Origin of the sequence: Bacteroides reticulotermitis JCM 10512, from assembly GCF_000517545.1 — a bacterium.
Taxonomy (GTDB): domain Bacteria; phylum Bacteroidota; class Bacteroidia; order Bacteroidales; family Bacteroidaceae; genus Bacteroides; species Bacteroides reticulotermitis.
Map to the genome: position 1 here is coordinate 59039 of NZ_BAIV01000012.1, position 23912 is coordinate 82950.

Annotated in this window: 10 protein-coding genes and 2 pseudogenes; 3 read left to right on the top strand and 9 right to left on the bottom strand. The window is 40.0% G+C overall.

Translation table 11 applies throughout. The annotated features are described in order from the left end of the window. Positions 1 to 8 precede the first annotated feature (8 nt). From JCM10512_RS08825 to susR, 9 genes and pseudogenes are all read right to left on the bottom strand, one after another. A complete protein-coding gene (locus JCM10512_RS08825; protein WP_244437051.1) occupies positions 9 to 2750 on the bottom strand; it encodes a glycosyl hydrolase in 2742 nt (913 codons plus the stop codon). Positions 2751 to 4391: 1641 nt separating this feature from the next. Continuing rightward, positions 4392 to 7064, bottom strand: coding sequence for a family 78 glycoside hydrolase catalytic domain (locus tag JCM10512_RS08830; protein WP_044162299.1), 2673 nt, complete (start codon positions 7062 to 7064; stop codon positions 4392 to 4394). Between the two features lie 19 nt (positions 7065 to 7083). Then, positions 7084 to 9801: a family 78 glycoside hydrolase catalytic domain gene (locus tag JCM10512_RS08835; protein WP_044162300.1), complete on the bottom strand. Its 2718-nt coding sequence runs from the start codon at positions 9799 to 9801 to the stop codon at positions 7084 to 7086. A 138-nt stretch (positions 9802 to 9939) separates the two neighbouring features. Continuing rightward, positions 9940 to 13030: pseudogene (locus tag JCM10512_RS24820) on the bottom strand (discoidin domain-containing protein). Positions 13031 to 13080: 50 nt separating this feature from the next. Continuing rightward, positions 13081 to 15420 carry a GH92 family glycosyl hydrolase gene (locus JCM10512_RS08845; RefSeq protein ID WP_081741264.1) on the bottom strand — a complete coding sequence of 780 codons (2340 nt, stop codon included), beginning with the start codon at positions 15418 to 15420 and terminating at the stop codon, positions 13081 to 13083. Between the two features lie 21 nt (positions 15421 to 15441). Then, positions 15442 to 17988 (bottom strand): glycoside hydrolase family 38 C-terminal domain-containing protein, encoded by a 2547-nt coding sequence (locus JCM10512_RS08850; protein WP_044162302.1) that lies wholly within the window; start codon positions 17986 to 17988, stop codon positions 15442 to 15444. A gap of 21 nt (positions 17989 to 18009) precedes the next feature. Then, the gene (locus JCM10512_RS08855) at positions 18010 to 18225 is read right to left on the bottom strand and encodes a hypothetical protein (RefSeq protein WP_044162304.1); all 216 of its coding nucleotides are present in this window, start codon (positions 18223 to 18225) and stop codon (positions 18010 to 18012) included. A 99-nt stretch (positions 18226 to 18324) separates the two neighbouring features. After that, positions 18325 to 18849, bottom strand: a complete 525-nt coding sequence (locus tag JCM10512_RS08860) for an RNA polymerase sigma-70 factor (RefSeq protein WP_044162306.1) — start codon at positions 18847 to 18849, stop codon at positions 18325 to 18327. A gap of 190 nt (positions 18850 to 19039) precedes the next feature. Continuing rightward, complete coding sequence (gene susR / locus JCM10512_RS08865) at positions 19040 to 20644, bottom strand: SusR family glycan utilization regulator (protein ID WP_044162390.1); 1605 nt, start codon at positions 20642 to 20644, stop codon at positions 19040 to 19042. A 707-nt stretch (positions 20645 to 21351) separates the two neighbouring features. On the opposite strand from susR, the gene JCM10512_RS08875 reads away from it, so the two are divergent. From JCM10512_RS08875 to JCM10512_RS08885, 3 genes and pseudogenes are all read left to right on the top strand, one after another. Beyond that, positions 21352 to 21702: an NADH-quinone oxidoreductase subunit A gene (locus JCM10512_RS08875; protein ID WP_044162310.1), complete on the top strand. Its 351-nt coding sequence runs from the start codon at positions 21352 to 21354 to the stop codon at positions 21700 to 21702. Further along, a complete protein-coding gene (locus JCM10512_RS08880; protein ID WP_044162312.1) occupies positions 21693 to 22289 on the top strand; it encodes an NADH-quinone oxidoreductase subunit B in 597 nt (198 codons plus the stop codon). Before JCM10512_RS08875 ends, JCM10512_RS08880 begins: the two co-directional genes overlap by 10 nt. Positions 22290 to 22317: 28 nt before the next feature. Next, positions 22318 to 23909, top strand: a pseudogene (locus JCM10512_RS08885) (NADH-quinone oxidoreductase subunit D). The last annotated feature ends 3 nt before the right edge of the window (positions 23910 to 23912 follow it).

A 23912-nucleotide genomic window follows, 5' to 3' on the forward strand; every position in this document is an offset into this window, starting at 1 on the left:
CCAATCTATTAATTGCGGCAATACGACCGGTTTCTCGGGGCCCTTTTCCCGGCTTCAAATGTAACTTCCCAGAGAGTTTCCACTTTGCAAACGGTTTCTTTTGCTGGATAATTACTCTTTATTTTCATCGTTTTACCGTCTTTACGGAAAATGATAAAAACACTTTCATTTCCTTCCAGTTCAAGAGGCAAAGATATACCATTTCCCGTACATTCAAATTTTGGTAAACAGCGGATATCAGCCGTTACAGGATTCCATATTTCTGGATATAAATCACTCGATACACGGAATTCTCCATCAAAAGATATTTTTTTATCGCCTTGGTTAGATAGGAAATAGACTTCTCCGTCAGACACTGTACGATGGATAAATAAGATCGGTTCATCTGCCTGACATACAAAATCCTGATGTATATTCAGTTTATCCAAGACTTCTTGTAAGTCCACGCCACGATGAAAAACGCTTCCCGCACCATAAGTATCTGCCTCAAACAATTCACGTCCCATACGTTGCACCTGCTTGTCAATATCGGGATATCCAGCCAAGCTCGGAGAATAAACTGGGGACTCTCCATAAACGGCTAATCCGGCATGAACTAATTCACAGATTTTCTTCAACACTTCAGGTCGCATGGATTTTTGATTGGGTAATACCAGCAAACGATATTTCATACCATCGGGCAAAGTCAAATATCCATCCTTTACCATAGCTCTTGTCAACAGAACTTCAGCATTTATATAGTCAAAAGAGTAACCTTTGGATAATTCGGGTTCTGCTAAGCCTGTCATTTTAGGAGCATCTTCACCTATGAAATAAGCAACATCTGCAACATAACTGCCTTGTTGTAATAAGTAGTTTGTTCTCCGCATATAATCCGTAAATATATCCATCTGACTGAACCATGTGTTTTTTCGTTGGAAATCATTCCCGAACCAGGCACTCATACCAGGATTACGATCTTCATATGGTTGATGAATGTAGAGATGAAGTAAGGTAGCATTGATTCCTTCGGTAAAGAAGCGGTCCATTCGTGCTTTCATATCAGCCGGATAGTGCGTAAAGTTCGGACCTCCACTTGTACATGATTCTGCCCAGATACGCTTCTTACCATAAATATGTCCGCAAGATGCTGCACAACGGTTCTCAATCAAGCCCAAATCACCAAAGCTCCAAAATTCGCCGCTAACTTCATCTGATTGTCCTCCATATTGTAAAAACTCTCCAGGAAATCCCCAATGACCATAATTTTCCAACCAAGTGGTTAGTCCATGTTGATGACAGATATCTCTCAAACCGCCTACATAATCATACGCAACAGCATCCGCGACTAAACGGCGCAAATCCCAGAGAAAACGTGAAGATACATCTTCGTTATCAACCACTCTCCCATGCAGAGTCGGCAAATAAGGCAAAGGATCATATCCATATACTTTTTTAAAACGTTCCAACATATCATCTGTCCAGTTTTGACTACCCGTCTCATAGCTATCCTGCACAGCTATTTTCAAACTCTTGCGATCTGCTTCCGGGATACGACGTAAAATTTCTCCCAGATAAGCGTCAAAGTGAGTAGCAACATGTTGCTTGCTCATCTTGTCTACCTCAAGTCCGGTAGCCTCTGGAGTAGCAGGAGTATTTGTCACTCCTGTTGTTTTCATTTCCAAGCAAGATATAGTCCAATCACCTTCTGGGACATTCCATGTCAAAGTCCCATCGGCAGAAAGAGAGCCAGTAAGGTCTAATACTTGATCCTGCGATATGACAAAGCCTTCCAAGTCGTTGTACCAATTCTGGTTAGGCCACATATAAGAATCCCATTTAGGATCAGGACGCTGATACATTTTCGCTAAGGACTGTTCTGGATAACGCTCTATCATCCTTGCAGAAGAGAGAGATACTATCGCTTCCGTATCTCCATACGAGTTAAATGGTTTATCCAGTAGCAAACGGTAGTCACCCGATCTCGTTACCGGAAGCGATAATACAACTGGAGCATTCGGGTCAAATCCGACTGATTGCATTCGATTGGTACGATCTATCTCAAACTTTCGAATTGTTTCATATGCATCGCCCACTTTCGCTTGTAATTCCGCTTTCGTCCATACATAATTGTATGTCGTAAAAGTAAAGCTACGGATAGGTTGCGTCTTATCGACATGCATATCAAGGACTACCGGTTCATATCCTTTCTGTTGTACTTTCCACTCCTTTTCGTACACATCTGCTTGTGCCGGATAAGCGATGACACGAACTAATTGCATCGTATCCGAATAACCGGGAACTGCGTATGATAGGGATTGTGGACCTTTCACCGGCATATCGGTAGATGCTAGGTAGCGCATACTTTGTTCAGGCTTCACCCACGGTCCTCCAGACTGACTCCACCCCGGACTATTAAACATACCTATTTCTATATCTAGTTCGGTCGCTGTTTTTAGTGCTGCATGCACAGCTTCCCACCATTCAGACGTAAATATTTTCGTATCTCCATAAGAATTTCCTCCTATATCAATATTACCAATATACGCTCGAGTGATTCCGGCTTTTTTCATGGCATATAAGTCTTTAACAACTCCCTCCTTGGATATATTATCCGAAAGCCAATACCAATAGCATCCTATTCGAATGCTATCAGGGACATTCTTGAATCCTTGTTCAAGAGATGCTACCGAAGGTGCATGAGGGACATTTGAACATCCTGATAAAATAAAAATCAAGATACCAGCAAATACTATCAGATTCTGTCTCATATTTATCTCTTATTATTCTTTTTATCTAAAATAGCATAATCATACTAAGAACGGTTCAGACCTTGAATACCACTAAGTAAAAATCTAAAATAGCTCACTTAATTATTGCTCAAAAGTACATCTATATGCTATTCTCAGAATTTGTCTCTAGTGACTTATTAGACTATTTTATCTTGTAATAGTACACTATTGCATTAAATTTCATTGCCGGGAGCTGATATAAACATGATATTTTACTTCGAAATCGGTAATATGCAGGTTCTTCGTCAATTTATGTGCAAGCCTGCTTCCTTAAAGAGATGATTCCGTAGGATTGATTACTCGTTTTAAGTAAGCTGAGTACTCGTTCAGAGCAACCTGAGTAGTTAAGTGAGGTAAACCAACAGAAAGTTAAGGTAACTTAAGTACCTGAGCTGAGTTACCGAAATACTTGATTCAGGTTACTTGAGTTCCAAGCTATTAATACTTGAAAAAGTAACTGTATTAGGGATCACTTGCAAAAGTATAGGAATCTCTCTTTTTCCCTGAGTACTGTTTAAGTTTTGACTCTTTTGGCAAACTGTACAATATCCGTGTGGCCATTCTGTGTTCCTAATTTCATCATCGGGGCATGACAGAAGCTCTTTGCACAATGATACAACACTCTTATGACTTAGTCACTTTTTTGCATATCATTCAGAATATCAACTAATTGCAATGCGCCTTCTTTTTTTTTCGATCATTTTATTCTGAAGAACGATAGCTATTGCTTTCTTCCCCTCAAAACAGAACTTCCAATTCACCAAACAAGCCTTTTTAATAACCGCATCGTATGCAACGATTAGCGGATGTAAGCAGTCTTTTTCTATGTTTATTCTCTTTTATTTCCTGTCGCACCTATGTGCGACGGCTGTTCCACATTATGTGGGACACGTGTTTCACAATATGTGAGTCAGCTGTTCCACAGTTGTGGAACAGGAAATAGAATGGGCAAAAATGCTTTTTACCAGTTGTTTACTACTAGCTAGCGGGAGATTTTTGCTAAGTACACAGTCTTCAGAAATCGGTATTATCTATTGAGTTGATCAGGCTGAAAAAAAGCAGACGCAATATATCAAACTATCAATCAGTCGTTTACGGCAAAAAGTGATTATGACATAAGAGTGTTGTATCATTGTGTAACTCGCTTAAATTGCGTATTTTGCCGGTTAATTAGTTTGTAGATGCAGGCTATATTCCTAGATTTCAGTTAAGGGGAATGATGAATATTCTCTTATTATTGTATAGATTAATAAGATTCAGGCGTAATCCCCATACTTTTGAAAGTGATCCTTGGATACCCCACTATCAAGAAAGTATGAGCATTGTATTAACCTGAGAAACATCAGCTTACACCAAGAGATGATTTGATCAGATCTCCGATTACATTTAATCACCCGTAAGCGCAGATTCACAAAGTTTTACGTACAATCCACCTAAAATTACCTGTGACCGAATAATAAAGCATGTTATGATGAAAAAACTTTCGTTTTATACAGATCGATCAGTATATAGGTTCAGTTCATCCCCTTAATTTTACATTAATCCGGTACAGGATAGATATAAAAAGAAAGGGCCGTCCCCAAAAGAGGACAGCTCCTTTAAACCACATAATTATGACAACTAATCCAAGCCAAACACAAAATTATAATTTCCGTCCTCTACCAGAACTGTTTTCTGCTTAACACTAACTTTCTTCTTACCCATCTTGCATGAAACAGCATTATCCGGAATACAAACCGTAGCAGTTGTTCCGACAGGAACTACCAGTTGCAAATTCAACTGATTATCTTTCAATTCCCAATTAACAGCAATAGTACCATACGGTGATTCTTTCGTAACTTTTGCCCAAGTCACTCCATTCGGAATTTGAGGATCAACATAAAAATGATGATACCCCGGTTCAGCCTCATCGAGACGTATTCCTCCTACAGCCTGATAAAACCAGATACCAATACCATTGTAACAGTTGTGCACGCGGCTACGTTCTCCATTCCAGTATTCCCAAGTCGCTGTTGCACCGTTATCAATCATATATAAATAGCCCGGATAATCACGCTTCTTCATCATCCGATAGAAGAAGTCCACTTGTTTGTTCTGAACAGCCCATTCTGTTAGGATGGGTACACCTACCAAGCCGACTGCAATATGCCCTTTATGTTTTTCTTCAGTAATGGATATCATATTCTCCTTCACTCTATTGTATAAAGAATCGGGTACAACACCGACCAACATTGGATAGCACATATCCAACTGTGAACCTGTAGAGTAAATTCCCTCCTCCGCACGATAAAAAGTCTGATGTATCAGTTTATTCAGTTTTTCCTTACGGGCAGCAAACTCTTCCGCTTCTTCTTTTTTACCCAAAGTTAAGGCTGTCTTATACATAGTACTCAGGCATTCGCTGATAAAGCAGTTGTTTACCAAATCAATAGAAGCTTGATTACCCGCATCTACACCCATCGGTGCCAACCAGTCGCCAAGATACCAATCACGATATTTAGTATCAGGCCAACGTTTCAACAAACCATCTACTGTATATTTATCTACATATTTGAACCATTCTTTCATTTGAGAATAATATTTCTCAATAAGTCGGGGGTCATTATAGCTGACGTAAGTTCGCCATGGAGCCTGTACAAAGAAGCCACACCAATAGGGTCCGCCACCACCGGCACCCGGATTAGGACCAACGTGCGGTAAACTTCCCCCTTCACGCATCGAATCGCCCCATGTTTGTATCCAGTTTTCAAAAGTCGGGGCTACATCGTACATAGCCTGCAAAGAAGTAGTCGATGAGTTACCATCGCCACCATACCCTGCACGTTCCAGATGTGGGCAGTCTACCATATATCCGCTAAACGTCAGACATTTCATTGTGTATTGAATCAGGCTTTGAATAGCATTCAGATCAGCATCTGAACATTCAAAAGTAGCTGCCTGTTTGTAATCTCCATAAATCTGCAAAGACTTCATCCAACCGGTTTCTGGTTTTTGCGAAAGATTGGAGATGCGTACATACCGATATGCATGATGATTAAATTTATTTCTGAAGACTTCTCCTTCACGACCAGCAGATATATAGATATCACTTTCACCTTGTTTTTCAAACTCACCGTCTTTAGTCAGATTATCACTATATTCCATTGTAATTTCATGACCTTCTGGCAACACGGGCATCTGCATTTCAAACCATCCCGTCTGAACTCTTCCCATATCTACCAACCACATATTTTCATTTGTTTTCTTGACAGAAACTGCCTGCAAGATCTCATGTATCTTGTTAACCTCGCACATTTGAGGTGAAGCAATATGATCAGGGACTGTCACCGTTACCACAGGTGCCCATTTCATTTTATCCAAAGTCTTTGCCGAAAGATCTTTCGGCAAAATTCTACCATCTACTCTCTCACCACCAAACTGCAATGCACGCCAAGTACCTGTATCCGAATAGCCACTTTCACGCCCGTTCCATGAACGGTCAGTCTTAGTTACTACTTCCCATTCTCCATTTTTCAGAACATCCAGTTCTGCTTTTACCAACGGTCCCTCATAAGCTGCTCCGAAAGTCGTTGTCTTATACCATCCCTGACCAAGCCAGAGTAACAGATCGTTTTCTCCCTCTTGCAGATAAGGGGTAATATCATAAGTAACAATCAACGAACGCTTACTCAAATGTGACACAGCAGGTGTAAGAACGTCTTCGCTTACTTTCTTTCCATTGACATAAATTTCGTGATAACCTAATGTATTTACATGCAGAAAAGAAGTTTCTCCCTTGGTCATTTTTACTTTTTTACGAAGGAGAGGAGCACAAATCTTGCCACCCTCGGTCGATGATCCAATATACTCACCCTGCATCTGTGGCTTATCTAAAATACCAACACCGAAACGAGCAACAGAGCTCCAGACTGAAGCTTGCTTTTTAATGTTCCAGGCACGTACTCTCCAATAACACAAAGAACGGGAAGTTAGTGGTTTCCCTTTATAGGACACCATTACTGAAGCCCCAGATTTTATTTTTCCGGTATTCCACAAGTCTGCCTTATCCTGCACCAACAAAAGACTATCCGAAGCCACTTGTATTTCATAATAGGCCTGTCCGCCCTTCAGTTCTTCACCTTTCAATTTCCAACTAAAATGAGGCGTTACATTATCAATCCCTAAAGGATTAGTTAGATTTTCGCATTTTAACTCCACCAAATGGAAAGGTGTAGTTTTCGCATTCCCATGTGCTATTATTGATAGACAACAGAAATAACAAATCAAACATAACAATCGTTTCATACTATTCATATTCAATTTTTTAAATGACCTACTTTAGAATGACAAAGTCATACGCACCCGATGATACTTCAATCCGGGCAGGATTAACTTTGTCAATGGCAATATGCCGGACATTATTTACCGGATTACCAGATTCTAGAACCGTTCTGCTCCCCCAATCAGGGACGACCACCGTCGCTGACGTATTTGCAGGTACTTCTATTTTAAGATTTAAATTGCCGCTTTCATCTATTTTCCACTCCGAACTAATCTTACCGTATAAACTATTATATGACGCTCTACAATATTTCAAATCCGATACAATCTTTGGCTCAACATAAAAATGTTTCATCCCAGGACACAATCGGTCGGGTTTTATTCCCGCCAATGAATTGTAAAACCATGCAACGACACTCCCGAACATCGGATGACAATGTCCACATCCTTCCTCGTTTCCATCACCGCTCCATGTTTCCCATAGCGTATTATTTTTCTTATCAGCCAGATAGCCATATCCCGGAAAATCTCTTTGATTCATAAGTCTATATGCAAGGTCTGTTCTTCCGTTTTCCGTCAAGACCTTCAATAAAAGCGGAGTAGCAAGTATACCTGTGTCAAAATGATAATTGGTCTTCTTCAATAGTTCAAGCAAAGCAGCGAACACCTCTTCATGCTTTCCCTCAGGAACAAGTCCGAATGCCAATGCCAACGTATTGGCTCCTTGCTTCCCTTCCCAATAATGATGAGTTGTTTCATTATAAAAAGCGGTATTGAAGTTCTTCTTAATTGTTTGGGCAAGTAGGCGGAGATTCTTTTCGTCAGTGTGCTTATTCAGCACATTCGCTATATCTGCTACGATGCAAGTGACATGATAAAAGTATGCCGTATTCACCAACGATGCAGGAATTTCAATTATATTATTAGGCGTAGACCACTCTCCCAAACACCAACCATTCGGTTCCTCTCTCACGACTATACCTTTATCATCAATACGCGTATTAAGGTACTCAACCCAGTGTTTCATTCCAGAATAATGCTCATGCAACAGTGTAGTATCACCATAATGACGAAAATGGGCCCAAGGTATCACGACATAAGCCGATCCCCATGCAGGTCCGCCACCGCCACCGCCAAAAGGTGCAGTATGCGGCACATAGCCTGTCACCTTATTGCTAGCATCGCTGATGTCATCTACAAACTTACTAAGAAAACGAGTCATATCATATGAGTAGAGTAGACTTTCTGTAATAACTTGCCCATCACCGGTGTAAGCCAATCTCTCACGATGTGGGTCACTACTTATTATTCCTTTGAAATTAGCATGCATCGTACGGTCATACGCTTGGCAGATATGATTAAAAAGTTCGTTAGAGCATTCAAAACTTCCCGTATTCCTGATATCCGTATAAATGGATTTCACGGATATACTTTGCGCTAATATTTCGGCCTCCTCTGCGACCACTTCAACCTTTTTAAAAGCATGCCACGTGAATTTTGGCTCCCATTTTTCTTCACCTCCACCTTTCAGTATGTAAGTATCTTCCTGACCATAGCTCAACCCTTCATCACTGATAAAACGTAATTTTACTAAATCCCCCGCTTTGCCTTTTACAGAAAGTTCGCACCATCCCGAAACCGTTTCGGGCAAAGTAAAGGTATACAAGGAGTCGTTTATCTGCTTGAATTGGGTATCTACCGTTTGCATAACTTTATTAAATGGTATCGTCTGCGCCTGTAAGGTACCTGTAGGAGGACGAACCGATAAGACTGATTTCCAAGTAGAGTCATCATAACCTTCCTGATTCCAAGAGCCTAACTCAAGTCGAGCATCATAAACCTCTCCTGAAAATATAGCATCATGCAGAATCGGACCTGTAGTAGTTTTCCATGATTGATCTGAAACAATGGTCTCCTTAGTCCCGTCTTTGTACTCAATCTCTAGTTGTAATATCATTTTAGGAACATCATACCACATATGCCCTTCTACAATACGATCACGCTGATTGTACCAACCGTTACCTAAAACTACGCCAATCACATTATGTTGTTTGCACAGACTGGAAGTGACATCAAATACATTGTAGAGTACCCTTTGTGTTGACTGGTCGTCATAATGGTACAACAGTTTTTTTAAGGTTCTTTTATCGTAATTCGTAACGGCAGGAGCCAATACCTGATCCCCTATTTTATTCCCGTTAAAGTACATCTCATAGAAGCCTAATCCACATATATATACGACTGCCTTTCTTACACTTTTTTTTAGTGTAAACTCTTTACGGAAATAAGGTGACGGAAATGTGAGTGTCGAATCCGGATATAAATCTTCGGTTTGCCCAATCCATTTTGCTTTCCAATCTGAAGCATTTAATAATCCCATGCCCCAACTCGATACATCACTCCATTTTGATGGGGTATTATTTTCATCCCACACCATTACTTTCCAATATAGTTGGCTCTCAGATGATAGCTGTTTCCCTTGATATTTAACAACAGACTCTGAAGAGTCTATTTTGCCGGAATCCCAATAATCACCTTTTCCTTTGTGAAGCTGTTTCAAATTGCCGGACACTATAATACGATAAGCCGATTGTTTTTTCCCTCTTTTTTCAGAGATCAATTGCCATTGAAGCAACGGCTGTTGACTCTCGACTACTATCGGAGCTTCCATATTGTCACAAAGCAAATTGACAATACGTATATTGTCTCTTCCGTAAATGCAAGAGGAAAATACAATCAACAGAGAAATAGTTCCAATAAATCTATTCATTTTGTATCAATTAAAAAGTTTTTGCAATCCATGCCCAACCATCATTGTCCATCTTTTGTAAGTCTCACTCTTTAAGTGATTAACTTAACAGGAAAACAAGTCACATAAAACGATCTTATAAATTATATAGCAGAACAATTAATACGCTATATCAAGTTTATTCTGTTCTGCCTGTCCATACTGTTTTATCAGCACGCTTGCACCCCCTTTCAACAGTTCAGGTGCAGCCTCTATATTAACCTGTTTTTCTTCACCTGGCATCAATGTTATATAGTTATCGGACATGATGATAGGAAGTACACGTTTTTGTGTGGTCTTATTTATAAGTCTCACCCTATTAGCAAAAGCCACTGTCTTGGAATTGTTCTTTACTACTATCTTCATCTTTCCTTCAGATAACTTTGACTTATCAACTAACTGACATGACAAATCAGTATCAGAAAGTGTATTCAATGGTGTATAATCAAGATCTTTAAGACCATTTCTCCAATAAAAGTTTTCTGAGAGTAGGCTGCCTTTTGCATCTGTCAATTCTAATTTAATGAAATGAAGTGGAGTCAGTTCTTCTATCTTCTTTGCCGTCTCACCATAAATTTCAAACTCGAACAATGAATATCCGAACTGTGTAGCACGACTAATACCTACCAGTTTCACATAACGCGCAACTATTGGTACCAATTCTATTTGTTCCGTACCACCCTTACCTTCTTTATTGGTATAAACTGTTTTCCATTCCTTTGCATCATTTGAGACTTGCAACTCATACTTCTTAGCACAAGCAGTTTCCCATCTCAAAACAACATTTTCAACCTTCTCTTCCTGACCAAGATCAATATAAATCCATTGAGGATCCCTATACTCACTTTCCCAACGACTTCCGAAACCTCCATCGGTAACCATTGAAGCACTCTTAGAAGCAGTTGTTGAAGAGGAAGCCACAACATTCTTTCCGTAAGCCAAATTGAATGGATTAAAGTTTAACGTAAATGCTTCCGCAATGTTACTGCCCGCTACATCAATCTTCCTATTTTGTCCATATGAGGGAACTTCCTGTCCATTCAAGTTGTAGATGGTAGCTTTGGCAATTACCCCTTTCACGTCCTTTGCGGTCGTATTTACTGCTTTTATACTATTATCAGAGGAGTTCCATTGGATATGCAAGGGCTCACAAGCTTTTTTTGCTCCCCAATAAGCACCCGTAGGATCGTAATAATAGTCGTAGGTTTGCCACACAAAAGACGGATATGCGGGATGACTCATCCAGATCAGAATACCAGCCGCATCATTCCACATCTTATCATTCCATGCTTCATACATACCTTTCATTACTTCGATGTTCACCATTTGTGCCTTCTCGCAGAATTCCTCCAGACCGGATGATTCTCCATACTGCGTATTCACTGTTTTTTTGTAATTAATCGGGTTAGCATTTGAAGCTTCCTTACCAAAGAAGTGCCTATTCCAAACATTATCATCTTCATTCTTCAACTGCTCATCAGTGGCAAAGGCCACCATGCCTCTTTCGGTATAAATTCTTTTATACTCTCAAAAGTCGGGAAAGTAGCTGTACCGATCTCCGTACGCAATCCGTACCCATGATCAATTCCATACAGATAAGCCGGTGTATTAAAGGCAAGATTACTACCTGAAGTCTCAAAATGATGTTTCGGAGGTTGATTTCCCCACCAACCACTGCCTGACAGTCCATCCTGATTGGAACAGGATTTATACATCCGGTCGTTGTGATCTTCTCGGGCTACGATTTCGCGCAAATAATTGTCCAATTCGGGTGCTGGATGTGTTTCATTAGCACCGCACCAGATAGCAATAGAAGGATGATTCCGAAGACGTTTCACTTTGTCAAGCGCATTCTCCTTAAACGCTTCCGGTTGTGCTACCTCATTATATGCTACATACAACCAGAAATCATCCCACACCATAATTCCATATTGATCGCAATAATCATAAAACTCATCATCTGTAACACAACCTGTCCACAAACGAATCATGTTATAGTTCATTTCCTTGTGTAGTCTGATTTTCGTCTCATATTCTTTGCCATGACAACGAAGCAGATATTCACTCATTCCCCAATTTCCACCTTTCAGATATACTTTCTGTCCGTTGATAAAGAATGTCAGAACCGGATATCCTACTACGTTATCAACCATTTTATACTCATACTTCTTGATCCCGAATGTCATTTCTTTTACATCCGAGACCTTTCCATCTACAGAACAAATCAGTTTGCAGGTGTAGAGATTAGGTTCGCCGTATCCATTCGGCCACCAAAGTTTTGGATTATTAATTACTAGTTGAGCAAAGTCATCTTTATTAATAGATAATTTAGCTGTTGCTTCCCTTTCTACCCGGACTTCTTTAGAGAAAGTAATGTTTCCCGGCTGAATAACTCCGGTGACAACTACTGTCTTTGAGGCAGAGGAGATGTTCTTGATATCTGTTGAAATAGAAATCTCCGCTTTCTGCAAAGTCGGCAACTCAGAGCGCACCCAAGGGTCTTCCATTACCACATCTCCGGTAACCGCCAGATAAACATTACCGGTGATACCCGCCAAACGCCCCGGTACATAAGGCATCCAATCCCATCCCGCACCTGCCAAATAACTAGGACTACAAGCAACTCCATACGGGTCTTTAGCCTGACGCGTCTTCTTTTGATCGGGATCTGTTATCAAAACAGCAATTGCATTCTTTCCGGATTTGTTTACCAAATCGGTCACATCAAATTTCGAACGCAACATATGCCCGCTCACATCTCTCGACGATGACTTTGTCCCAGATACTTTCTCACCATTAAAATAGAAATCGGCAAAACGATTCGTATTGTCGAAATGAAGCCACATACGCTTGCCTGCTGAATAAGACGCAGGAAGTTTAAACTCCGTCCGATACCAGAAAGGGCGGTTGTAAAATGTCTCGTCTACCTTATAGATATTATCCGCATAGTTAGGATCGGGTACAACTCCAGCTTCAACATAAGCAGTAAAGACAGTGCCCGGAACAACTCCTTGAACGCAATCGGACATTTCAAATCCTGGAGTAGATATTTGCTCCCCAGTCATATTTTCTAAGTCAGTCTGAGGTTTCACTTCCCAGACAATCTGAGGGTTAGAGGTATTCAATGACATTATAGTACTCTGCTCTATACACCCTGTTTGGATAAGGCAGATATCGCCAACAATATAAAAGGACAAAGCTTATTCATCATGCTGTGATTCATATTTTAAAGTTACAATCAGTTGGGTAATCTTTGTTCAATCAAATTCCCCATTCTGTATTAGGCTTATCTCCCATAAACAACTCCAATGTTCCTCCGGCTGCTATTTCAGTAAAGTTCAGATAACACTTTTTGTGCTCTTTGCCATTCAGCAAGGCTTTTTGTATATATTGATTCTTTGTATTGTTATCATGAGCAATCACGGTAAAGGTTTTTCCTGAATGATATTTCGGATCAAGACGAAATTCTATCTTATCAAAAATAGGACTCGTGATTTCCATACGCGTATTACCCGGACAAGAAGGATGAATACCAGAAGCAGCCAGAATATACCAAGCCGACATTTGTCCTACGTCTTCATTTCCAACTATACCTTCTACTTTATTAGCATACGCCTTTTCGCAAATATAACGTGTCCACTTCTGTGTGTTCCATGGTACATCGAGCTGATTGAATAAGAAAGGAACAAAATGTACCGGCTCATTGGCATGATTATAATACTCATTCCACAACAAATTGGAAGGAGTTTTATCAAACAGATTAGTTAAATCTGCTATTACCATCTCCTTGCCACCCATCAGTTCTACCATGCCGGGAATATCGTGTGGCACAAACCATCCCTGCTGATAAGCATTAGATTCAATACAACCATACCATTCCTTAGTGCGCGCATTCTCAGGCCAAGCCTCCCATGTGCCGTCTGCTTTACGTGGTCGGAACCACTCTTTTTCCTTATCAAAGATATTGTAATAAGCTTGTCCCTTTTCATAGAAAAGTTTATAACCATCTTCCTTTCCCAGCGCTTTTGCCAATTGAGAAATACACCAGTCGGCATACGCATATTCTAAAGTATATGAGATACTCAGTGGTTCAGGTGTATAACCTAACAGATCATTGCCAAACTTTCGTGAAGTATTGACTGCATACTGATAAGCTTTCTCCGCATCATAGGTACGAATCCCTTTCACATAGGCATCCGCCAATACAGACAAAGCAGGATTACCCAGCATACAGCCGGAATAAGAATTCAAGACCTCCCAACGTTCGTAATACTCGCGTCCGCTCTGCTCGGCCATAGTAATCAACGAATTCAGTTGATCACTAACCAATCGCGGATTGATTATGGTTTGCAATGGGAATTGACTCCGAAATACATCCCAACCACTAAAGATTGTACGCTTGGTAAATGTACCGTCGCCTTCGTGTATCTGGTGATCTCCGCCTACATAACGTCCGTCGACATCGGCATAAATGCGTGGATCGATCATGGTATGATACAAAGCTGTATAAAAGACAGTCTTCTCATCATTCGTGCCTCCCGTAATTTTCACACGATTAAGTTCCTTGTTCCATAAATCGTTCGCTTCCTGCTTCACCTGATCGAAGTTTTTAGAAGCTATTTCCTGTTTAAAGTTATTAGTGGCTCCTTCCATATCAACAAAGGAGATACCCACTTTCAGTTCAACCTCTTCTCCCTCTGCAGTCGGGAATTCGGTAAAGAATCCGAGATGCTTGCCTGCCAACTCTTTTTTATCTTTAATAATAGAAGCTTGTGAAACTCGTTGCAAATAAGGAAGTCCCACAACTTGATCGCGCTTCCGAGTCCAACCATCAGGAATATCGGCACTCCAAAATCCGTAATTATTCAATGGTTTACTAAACTGTGCATAATAATAAACTGTATAGTCGGCACTTCCTTCCCCATTTCCCCATCCACCACCGTCTGGTGTACACTTCATCCAACCTTGAATGGTATTATCGTCTACCACCTTCACATATTGAGCAGTGGAAGTCCCTCCCACTCTACGTGCCAAATCAATCTGAATGCGGGATTGTTCGTGAGCAGGGAAAGTAAATCGCAGTATCCCGCAATGTGGCGTCGAACTACTCTCTGCTTTGATCTTATAATCGGTCAATTCTACAGAGTAGTACCCGGCTTTAGCTACTTCGGTAGCTTTATTGTATACGGAACGATATCCTTTTATACTATCTTCTCTACCAGCGATTTTCTGTAATTCGCCGGTTGTAGGCATAACGAGGAAATTCCCTAAATCACCAAACCAACCCACACCGCTCATTTGTGTAAAAGCGAATCCTTCAATCGTCTTATGCTCATAACTGTATCCGGAGCCATTATCTCCTCCGGTAATTGTATTCGGACTTACCTGCACCATTCCATAGGGAGTAGTTGCCCCGGGAAATGTCTTCCCTAATCCGTGGTAAACACCGGCAGCACCTACACTTGTACTAGCGCCAATAAATGGATTCACATAATCGGTCGGAATCAATTCTGCGTTCACCGTATTGGTGGAGGTGCAGGCCGTTATTCCTAAAAAGGAACTGAGTATGAGAAGTTTTGCCGTATTTTTAAATAAAACCATCATATGCTTAGTATAAACTTATTAAATCGCTTTCAACAAAAACGTTTTTATCCCGAAACGAGGCATGGCTATTTCCAATTCTGTTTTACCGGAATGCTTTAAAATCTTTCTCTGAGTAAGTATGTCACCATTCAAATCGACCTCTTCCACACTAGCCAATGACATACCAAAAGTTATCTTCTGCAAACTTGCATCGCCTTCTGCATTGAAAAGTCGTATTAGGATTTTACCATCCTCCCGTGCATAAGCTGTACTGATCTGATAACCACTCGTAGATAAATCAATCAAAGATCGCTTTTGGAGTGGCATGGAAGTGGTATAAGAACACAATAATGGTTCGTTCCAACGGTTGCTGTAAGTAGCTGTTGCCGCCTCATCCCATTTCCCCTGATGAGGAATAAGAGCATATTTTAATCGCAACGGGGCCGTTATCTTATAATCTACTCCCCAAAGTCCTCCCCCTGAGTATTGAGCAGTCAAACCAAGCGGCAGCCCTCTTCCATAGGAATAGGAGGTCGTATGATCGGATAGCAGCGTTAAAGCATGACCATGGTCTTGTTCTGCCAAATCAACCCAATGCAGAATAATATTATGCTTGATATGATCCCATGTGTTGAAAAAGGTATCTTCCAGTTTACTTTCACAAACATCGAACGGAGCATCTTTGTATATTCGAGGGTTTTGCAGGTCGACAGGAAAAAGTACGCTTAACTTGAACCGATCGTCGCAATAAGCCCGCCGATTGCTCACCCAATCGGTTTCTTTATATTCTCCAATTCCCACATTGTTTTTCCAATGGACAGTTAAGTCAAAATCAATTCTTTTTTGTCCACGAACAAGCGTGATAACTTGTGTATATGGATGAGAAGCAATACTTCCTTCTATTTTCACCTTTGTTTGAAATGGATTTTCTTCTACCTCACTTACCCGGGCAGGATTTTCTGTTGAAGAATAAAATCGTCCCGCTTCATAGAAGTAACCTCTTAGTTCGCCCAAAGCGAATGGCCCTTTTTGATGTGCAAAGTCTTTTCCACCCTCTTTTTTAGCAATCAGACTTTTGATCGTTCCACCTTTTGACAAATCAAATACGATTTTATACAAATCATTTTCAATCATATATTCCTTGTCTGTTTTTGATTTGCTTACTATACTTTTGGGGTTCCTTGTTTTTCCCTTTTGAATGCGATAAGTCGAATATCCGAAAGGAGGAACTTCTGCTTCAAAGAATAAGCTAATATTCTCTTCGTCTTTATCTACAAAACAAGCGACTTCTCTTTTTTGGCAATCATATAGTTTAATATCTGAAGTTGCATATTCACGCGGTAGGTTTAGATGAACAACCTCTTTCCGAAGGACGCCCAAGGTATTGCATATACGAACATAGCCGATGTTTTGCTTCTCAGTCTTATGTTGAGACTCAAAGCTACTCATGGCTTCTTGCGCTATTTTATCCGCAACCCGGTTCGTATTATTTGTCCACAACGTAATTTCTTCTGCCCAAGTCCGTTCTTTATTCAACTTATTGCAAGGAACGATCCAGGAATCATGATGCTGTGCCAGCATTAATGTACGCCACCCGCTATCCAGTTCTTTCTGCGAATAGCGGTAACCATTCTCTAAGTAAGCTATAAGTGACATTTTTTCGGCCATCACAATTTTGTTTTCTGATGTTCGCACTTCTTGTGCTATCCGTTGTAAGACCTGGCTACCCCACATCAAGTTCACATGCATATCTTCTTGTGTGAAATGCCAATTATCATTCGTACGCCCTATAGATTTATTTTCGATGTAATCTTTCCATGTAACATAGACTGAATTATTCTTGATACTTGTTCCACTCCCTAGCCAAGGTCCATTCTTCCAACCGGCATCCTGAAAACACATACCAACCGGATGTTGAATACCGGCATTCCGACAAGCTTGTAGATAGGATTCAGAATTGCACCAAGCAGTAGTCTGCCAAGTCGAGTTCTCTTCCAATGCTTCACAAGCATAGCGGGGAACAGTCAATATCGATGTACCATCCGTACCGATCCAATTAACCAATTCCCCACCATAAGCATTTGTATACCCTCCCCAACAAGTATTGGGGCATTTCAATACAGCATACTTAAATCCAAATAGTTTTAGGATTTGTGGCAAACAGCTAGTGAAACAAGGTTCTTCAACCGAATAGGTAACCATTTCTACTTCCGGGAAATGCGTCTTTATCTTCTTTATGCCATATTGAAATTGCCGTATAATACTTTCACCGGATATATTATAGCAATAGGGCTGTGCATAAGTCGGGTTGGTAAATTCGACACGCTCGCTAGCCGACATCTTTTTCAGTTCTCGATAAGCCTCTGGCGTCTGAACCATGACTGTATCCCATGTTTCCGGTTCTATCTCCAGACAAATTTTCCATTCCGGATGGTTTGACAATTGATCTACAATAAATTGCGTTTTCCATTCAACCGGATAATGTCCATATATTCCCCCATGAAATCCATCTACAAAATAGTTTTTTTGTGCATAGATAGATGTACTGATAAGTCCGGCTAGCAACGCGATATAATACTTATTCATGATAATATATAATCTAAATACCTATTTGTTTTTTATCTTCTGCATTAATTCGGACAGTTTTAACCTAGCTTTCTCCCGATCATCCTCTTGAGGCAGCATGCTCAATGAGGCCATAAGATGCTGATTATCTATAAAATCCTGTTGCAACTTTGCATCTATATGTACGCTTGCCAGTAATTCTTCTTTTTCTTCAGGAGTCAACTCACCTGTAAAATATTTAGTAAGACTATTATCCATTCTTTTGTTCTCTTTTTCACTATGAACGATTAATGGACACAACACCCCTAAAAGGATTTGTTAAATAATTCTAGTTTTACATTCACGAAACTTGAATGATTATGCTGCCCGACAAACTTGTAACTTGACTCTTAATTTCTTCAGAGCAATACTCATCTGACATTCAACGGTATTTATCGAGATACCCAGACATTCGGAAATCTCTTTGTACTTTAACCCATCAAACCTACTGAGCATGAAGATTTCCCGACACCGATCGGGCAGGCTATTGATTGCGGCATGTATTTTCTTTGTAATCTCCTTTTCTTCGGAAACCAGACACGTATCAAAACTATCCAAAGATTGTAGTTTCAAGTTGAGTTCAGTTTCAAAAGATGTCTGCATATTCTTAGCGTATTTCTGTTCAAAGACTTTATGCTTTAAATGATCCAGACATCTATTGCGAACCAACCGATAGAGGTAAGCATTGATGTTTTCAATTTGGTCCAAGCAGTCGCTTTTCATCCATAGTTCTGTAAACACATCTTGGATGATGTTTTCTGCATCTTCTTCTAATATCACAAATACTGTTGCAAACCGAACCAGTTTAGCATAGTAAGCAAGGTACAATTCTGAAAATCCCATGTTGTTTTTCTTTATATTAGTTCCAAAAGTTATCAAAAGCTCTTGATGCAAATATAGAGTATAGAAACAGCATTAACTTGCCTATGGTAGAACATAAAGTAAACTACAAAGCTCTAAAAAGAAATGTATAAAATTAATAATCAACAACTTACAACAATGTCTAAAAACAGGTTTGGTAAGTCCGATAGAATCATTTATAGGATAAAGAACCGAGTTTTCGCACCTCTTCTTCGAAAAGATTGCTATCGATAAGAGACAATCTCTTTATTTTACTCTTATAATTATAGATTGTCTGAACGGAATAATGCAAGAAAACAGCTATTTGTCCGACATCTGTAATCCCTAAACGTATCAAAGCGAATATACGCAGTTCGGTATTCAGTCTGTTCTTGTCAAGCTTAAAATGCTCCTCCGGTATTAGGAGAGAATTAAACTCCTCGACAAAATTGGGATATAAGTTTAAAAAGGCTTTATCAAAATTGAAATATAGCTCTTCCAATTCTTTCTCAAAAGGCCGGGATGATGATTTATACAAATCATCAATTTGCCCTGTCTTTATTTTACGATTTACATTTTTCCTATAATCATCCAGCTTATTTATATAGACTGCACACTGATTCATAAAATAGCCGATGTATCTTTCCTTAATCAAGTTGGCTTCATCTAACGTCTGATTCAGTGCTATCAGTTTTCCATTCATATTTTTAAGATGCCGCTTAGCCTTTGAGACCGCCTTAGTCTGCCTGTAGTTAAAGTATAGGGTTATAGTCAAAGCTACCACAAAGATACTCGTTAGAAAAAAATAGAAACGTAGATTTCGTTTTTGTTGTTCAAGCTTATAAAGATAGGTACTCTCAATAATGGGATGGATACGGGCAATTACGGTATTCCGAAAACGGGAATTATAATATATGGCATCATCCAGAGCTACTTTCACATAATTATACGCTCTATCGATATCCCCCTTCCGGAAAAGATTGACGGCAAGTGTCAATAAAGCCTCATTCTCTTTAACGGCAAGCTTAATGTCGGTCATTGCCGCTAAAATTAAATACTTTTCTTCTTGTATTGTGTCGCCAACCAATAGTTGTGCTCTGGCTACTCCCATAGCAGCCATTGCATATGCGTGAGTATCCGTTTTTTGTTTATTGTAAATTCCGATTAATATCCGTACAGGCTCCGCATACTGTCCTTCACTCTGCAGTTTAAAGGCTTCTTCTTTCAAATATTCATCCGATTGTTTGTACAAGACACTCATTACCGTATCGCGATACAGTTCTTTTTTTATCTGATATTCTTTCGAAAATTTGGTATCGGCAGTATACTTGATTAAGTTTTCATAATACCGTATGCTATTCCAACAATACAAGGCTTTTAAATAATCCGGAAGAGTTTCGCAACGGATCGATTTCAAGATATCGGTAGCCTGAACAAACAAACCCGACAATGAATAAACAAATGCCAATTTCAGTTGTCCTTCCAACAGAAAAACTTGATTATTCAATTTTCGAGCAATTTCAATATTTTCATTGATATACCGTTCAGCAGAATCGCAAACAAAGGTCTCATACTGATAAATTATTTGAGAATTCAAGCGGTATAAATCCTCCAATGTTTTTTGTTCCGCTTTTTGTAGTTTCAGTGTTTTTATCGTATTTTCTTTTTTTTCCGTATAAGTACGGCGTTGAGAAATAACTTTATCTAGAGCAGTTAACAAAGAGTCGTTTTCATTTTTGGCACAAAGATTGGATAAATATCCGATCAAAAATAACAGAAGGCAAAGTGTGTGTTTCATATCAATCATTTATCTTGAAATACAAAAAAATGTATTTTCTCTGGGTAAAATGTAAATAAAAGCACTTTTCAGTCTTTTTGCGACTATTTTTAACTTATTATAAGATTCACCACGCATATTCGAGCAAATACCCCTAAGATTTAGAGCATGATAAAAAAGATAAACCTAAAACTGAGCGAGTTAAAAAACCTTTTTTGCCACTCAGAGTTTGCAAAAAGAATAAATATTAATTCTATATTTGCAGCCATTAAGAAAGAAGGATGAAAAAAAACTTAAAATACAGACTATTTTTAGTTTCTACATTGTTGCTTCATTCCACTATAAATGAAGCAATGGAAGATTTTTGTGCGAAAAACACTACGGAACTCCACCAGGAGAGATGTTATGTTTCACAAAATCATCTGGTCTGTAACTTTTCAGAAGAACTTCATCTCGTATTCGCTCTTTCAACTAAAAGTCAGGAAATCAATCTAGAAGAACACAACATCTTTCCTATACTACTAGATTCAAGTCCTCTTTACTCCCCCGATTATTTTTTAGATCCAATTATATATTATATTTACGGTTTGAGAAAGATTGTCATTTAGACCATCTGGCTTAGTCATGCTTATTCAATCCATCTTTCTTATTGATTGGGTTTAATCTAATAATAATGAAAAAGTAAATTCTTATTTCTATAAATATTCAATCTAACAGCTATTGCAGTTATGAGTTTTACATTGTTAGTTGTTGTATTGCTGACAGCTATAGCCTTTGTTGGCGTGGTAGTAGCACTTTCATATGCTATTTCTCCACGATCATACAATGAGCAAAAGTTCGAAGCTTACGAATGTGGTGTGCCAACACGTGGTAAATCATGGATGCAGTTCCGTGTAGGTTACTACCTGTTTGCTATTCTGTTTTTGATGTTCGACGTCGAAACAGTTTTTTTGTTCCCGTGGGCCGTTGTAATGCGTGATTTGGGAGCACAAGGATTAATTAGTGTTCTATTCTTTTTTTCAGTTTTAGTTCTAGGCCTTGCTTATGCCTGGAGGAAAGGAGCGTTGGAATGGAAGTAACCAAAAAGCCGAAAATAAAATCTATTCCGTATGATGATTTCATCGACAATGATTCATTGGAAAAGTTGGTTAAAGAACTTAATGCCGGAGGAGCTAATATCGCTCTTGCGGTTTTGGACGATCTGGTCAATTGGGGACGCAGTAATTCACTGTGGCCACTCACATTCGCTACCAGCTGTTGCGGTATCGAATTCATGGCACTGGGTGCCGCTCGTTATGACATGGCCCGTTTTGGGTTTGAAGTAGCACGAGCCAGCCCGCGTCAGGCAGACATGATCATGGTATGTGGAACGATTACAGACAAAATGGCTCCGGTATTAAAGCGTCTATACGATCAGATGCCCGATCCCAAGTATGTAGTAGCCGTAGGTGGATGTGCCGTAAGTGGAGGTCCTTTTAAGAAGTCCTACCACGTAGTGAACGGAGTAGATAAAATCGTACCTGTGGATGTATACATTCCAGGATGTCCTCCTCGCCCCGAAGCTTTCTATTATGGCATGATGCAACTTCAACGCAAAGTAAAAATAGAAAAATTCTTTGGCGGAACTAACAGAAAAGAGAAAAAACCGGAATACATGAAAGAATGATTCCCCATTCGTATATTTACTAAAATTTATGCAAGAAATACATTTTATAGAACCGTCGGCACTACATAATGAAATGCTACGCTTACGGAACGAAAAGCAGATGGACTTTCTCGTAAGCCTTACCGGTATGGACTGGGGAACGGCTGACGAAAAAGACACACCGGAGACTCTTCGCGGATTAGGGGTAGTTTACCACCTGGAATCCACTGCAACCGGTGAACGTACAGCTATCAGTACCGCGACACTAGATCGCGAAAAGCCCGAACTTCCATCAGTAACTGACCTGTGGAAAATAGCAGACTTCTACGAACGAGAAGTATTCGACTTCTATGGCATTGTCTTCATCGGCCACCCCGATATGCGTCGTTTATATCTGCGCAATGACTGGGTAGGTTATCCGATGCGTAAAGACAACGATCCGGAAAAAGACAATCCGCTTCGTATGGATAACGAAGTCGTAGAAGATACAACGACAGAAATAGAACTGAACTCGGATGGTACTATCAAAGACAAATCGGTACTACTTTTCGGAGAAGAAGAATATGTGGTTAATATCGGACCGCAGCACCCTGCAACGCATGGTGTAATGCGCTTCCGCGTATCACTTGAAGGCGAAACCATTCGTAAAATCGATGCCAACTGTGGATATATCCACCGAGGTATTGAAAAGATGAATGAAAGCCTGACCTACCCACAGACACTGGCACTAACCGACCGTCTTGACTACTTAGGAGCTCATCAAAATCGTCATGCACTATGTATGTGTATTGAGAATGCAATGGGAGTTGAGGTTAGCGAACGCGTACAATACATCCGTACCATTATGGATGAGTTGCAACGTATAGACTCTCACTTGCTATACTACGCTTGTTTGGCTATGGATATGGGAGCATTGACTGCTTTCTTCTATGGTTTCCGTGATCGCGAACGGATCCTTGATATCTTTGAGGAGACAACAGGCGGACGTTTGATACAGAACTATAACACCATCGGTGGCGTACAGGCAGATATTCACCCGAACTTTGTAAAACGGGTAAAAGAATTCATTCCATATCTGCGCGGTATTATCCACGAATATCATGATATATTCACCGGTAACATTATCACCCAGACTCGTTTGAAAGGTGTTGGAATCATAAGCCGCGAAGATGCCATTTCTTTCGGTTGCACCGGAGGTACGGGACGTGCTTCGGGATGGTCTTGCGACGTTCGTAAGCGAATACCTTACGGTGTATATGACAAAGTCGACTTCAAAGAAATCTTTATACAGAAGGTGATTCATTTGCCCGCTATCTGGTCCGCATGGACGAGATTATGGAAAGTCTGAAAATCATAGAACAATTGATAGACAATATTCCGGAAGGATCCTACCAAGAGAAAATGAAACCGATTATCCGTGTTCCTGAAGGCCGTTATTACACTGCTGTAGAAGGTAGCCGCGGAGAATTTGGCGTATTCCTTGAGAGTCATGGAGATAAGACACCTTATCGTCTACACTACCGCTCTACCGGTTTGCCGCTTGTAGCTGCTATTGACACTATTTGCCGGGAAACTAAGATTGCCGACTTGATTGCTATCGGCGGAACATTGGATTATATAGTACCTGATATTGATAGATAAAAT

Excerpts from the sequence above, each read along its gene's own strand:
- JCM10512_RS08825 (WP_244437051.1), bottom strand. The coding sequence starts at position 2,750 with ATGAGACAGAATCTGATAGTATTTGCTGGTATCTTGATTTTTATTTTA.
- JCM10512_RS08830 (WP_044162299.1), bottom strand. The coding sequence starts at position 7,064 with ATGAATAGTATGAAACGATTGTTATGTTTGATTTGTTATTTCTGTTGT.
- JCM10512_RS08835 (WP_044162300.1), bottom strand. The coding sequence starts at position 9,801 with ATGAATAGATTTATTGGAACTATTTCTCTGTTGATTGTATTTTCCTCT.
- JCM10512_RS08845 (WP_081741264.1), bottom strand. The coding sequence starts at position 15,420 with ATGGTTTTATTTAAAAATACGGCAAAACTTCTCATACTCAGTTCCTTT.
- JCM10512_RS08850 (WP_044162302.1), bottom strand. The coding sequence starts at position 17,988 with ATGAATAAGTATTATATCGCGTTGCTAGCCGGACTTATCAGTACATCT.
- JCM10512_RS08855 (WP_044162304.1), bottom strand. The coding sequence starts at position 18,225 with ATGGATAATAGTCTTACTAAATATTTTACAGGTGAGTTGACTCCTGAA.
- JCM10512_RS08860 (WP_044162306.1), bottom strand. The coding sequence starts at position 18,849 with ATGGGATTTTCAGAATTGTACCTTGCTTACTATGCTAAACTGGTTCGG.
- susR (WP_044162390.1), bottom strand. The coding sequence starts at position 20,644 with ATGAAACACACACTTTGCCTTCTGTTATTTTTGATCGGATATTTATCC.
- JCM10512_RS08875 (WP_044162310.1), top strand. The coding sequence starts at position 21,352 with ATGAGTTTTACATTGTTAGTTGTTGTATTGCTGACAGCTATAGCCTTT.
- JCM10512_RS08880 (WP_044162312.1), top strand. The coding sequence starts at position 21,693 with ATGGAAGTAACCAAAAAGCCGAAAATAAAATCTATTCCGTATGATGAT.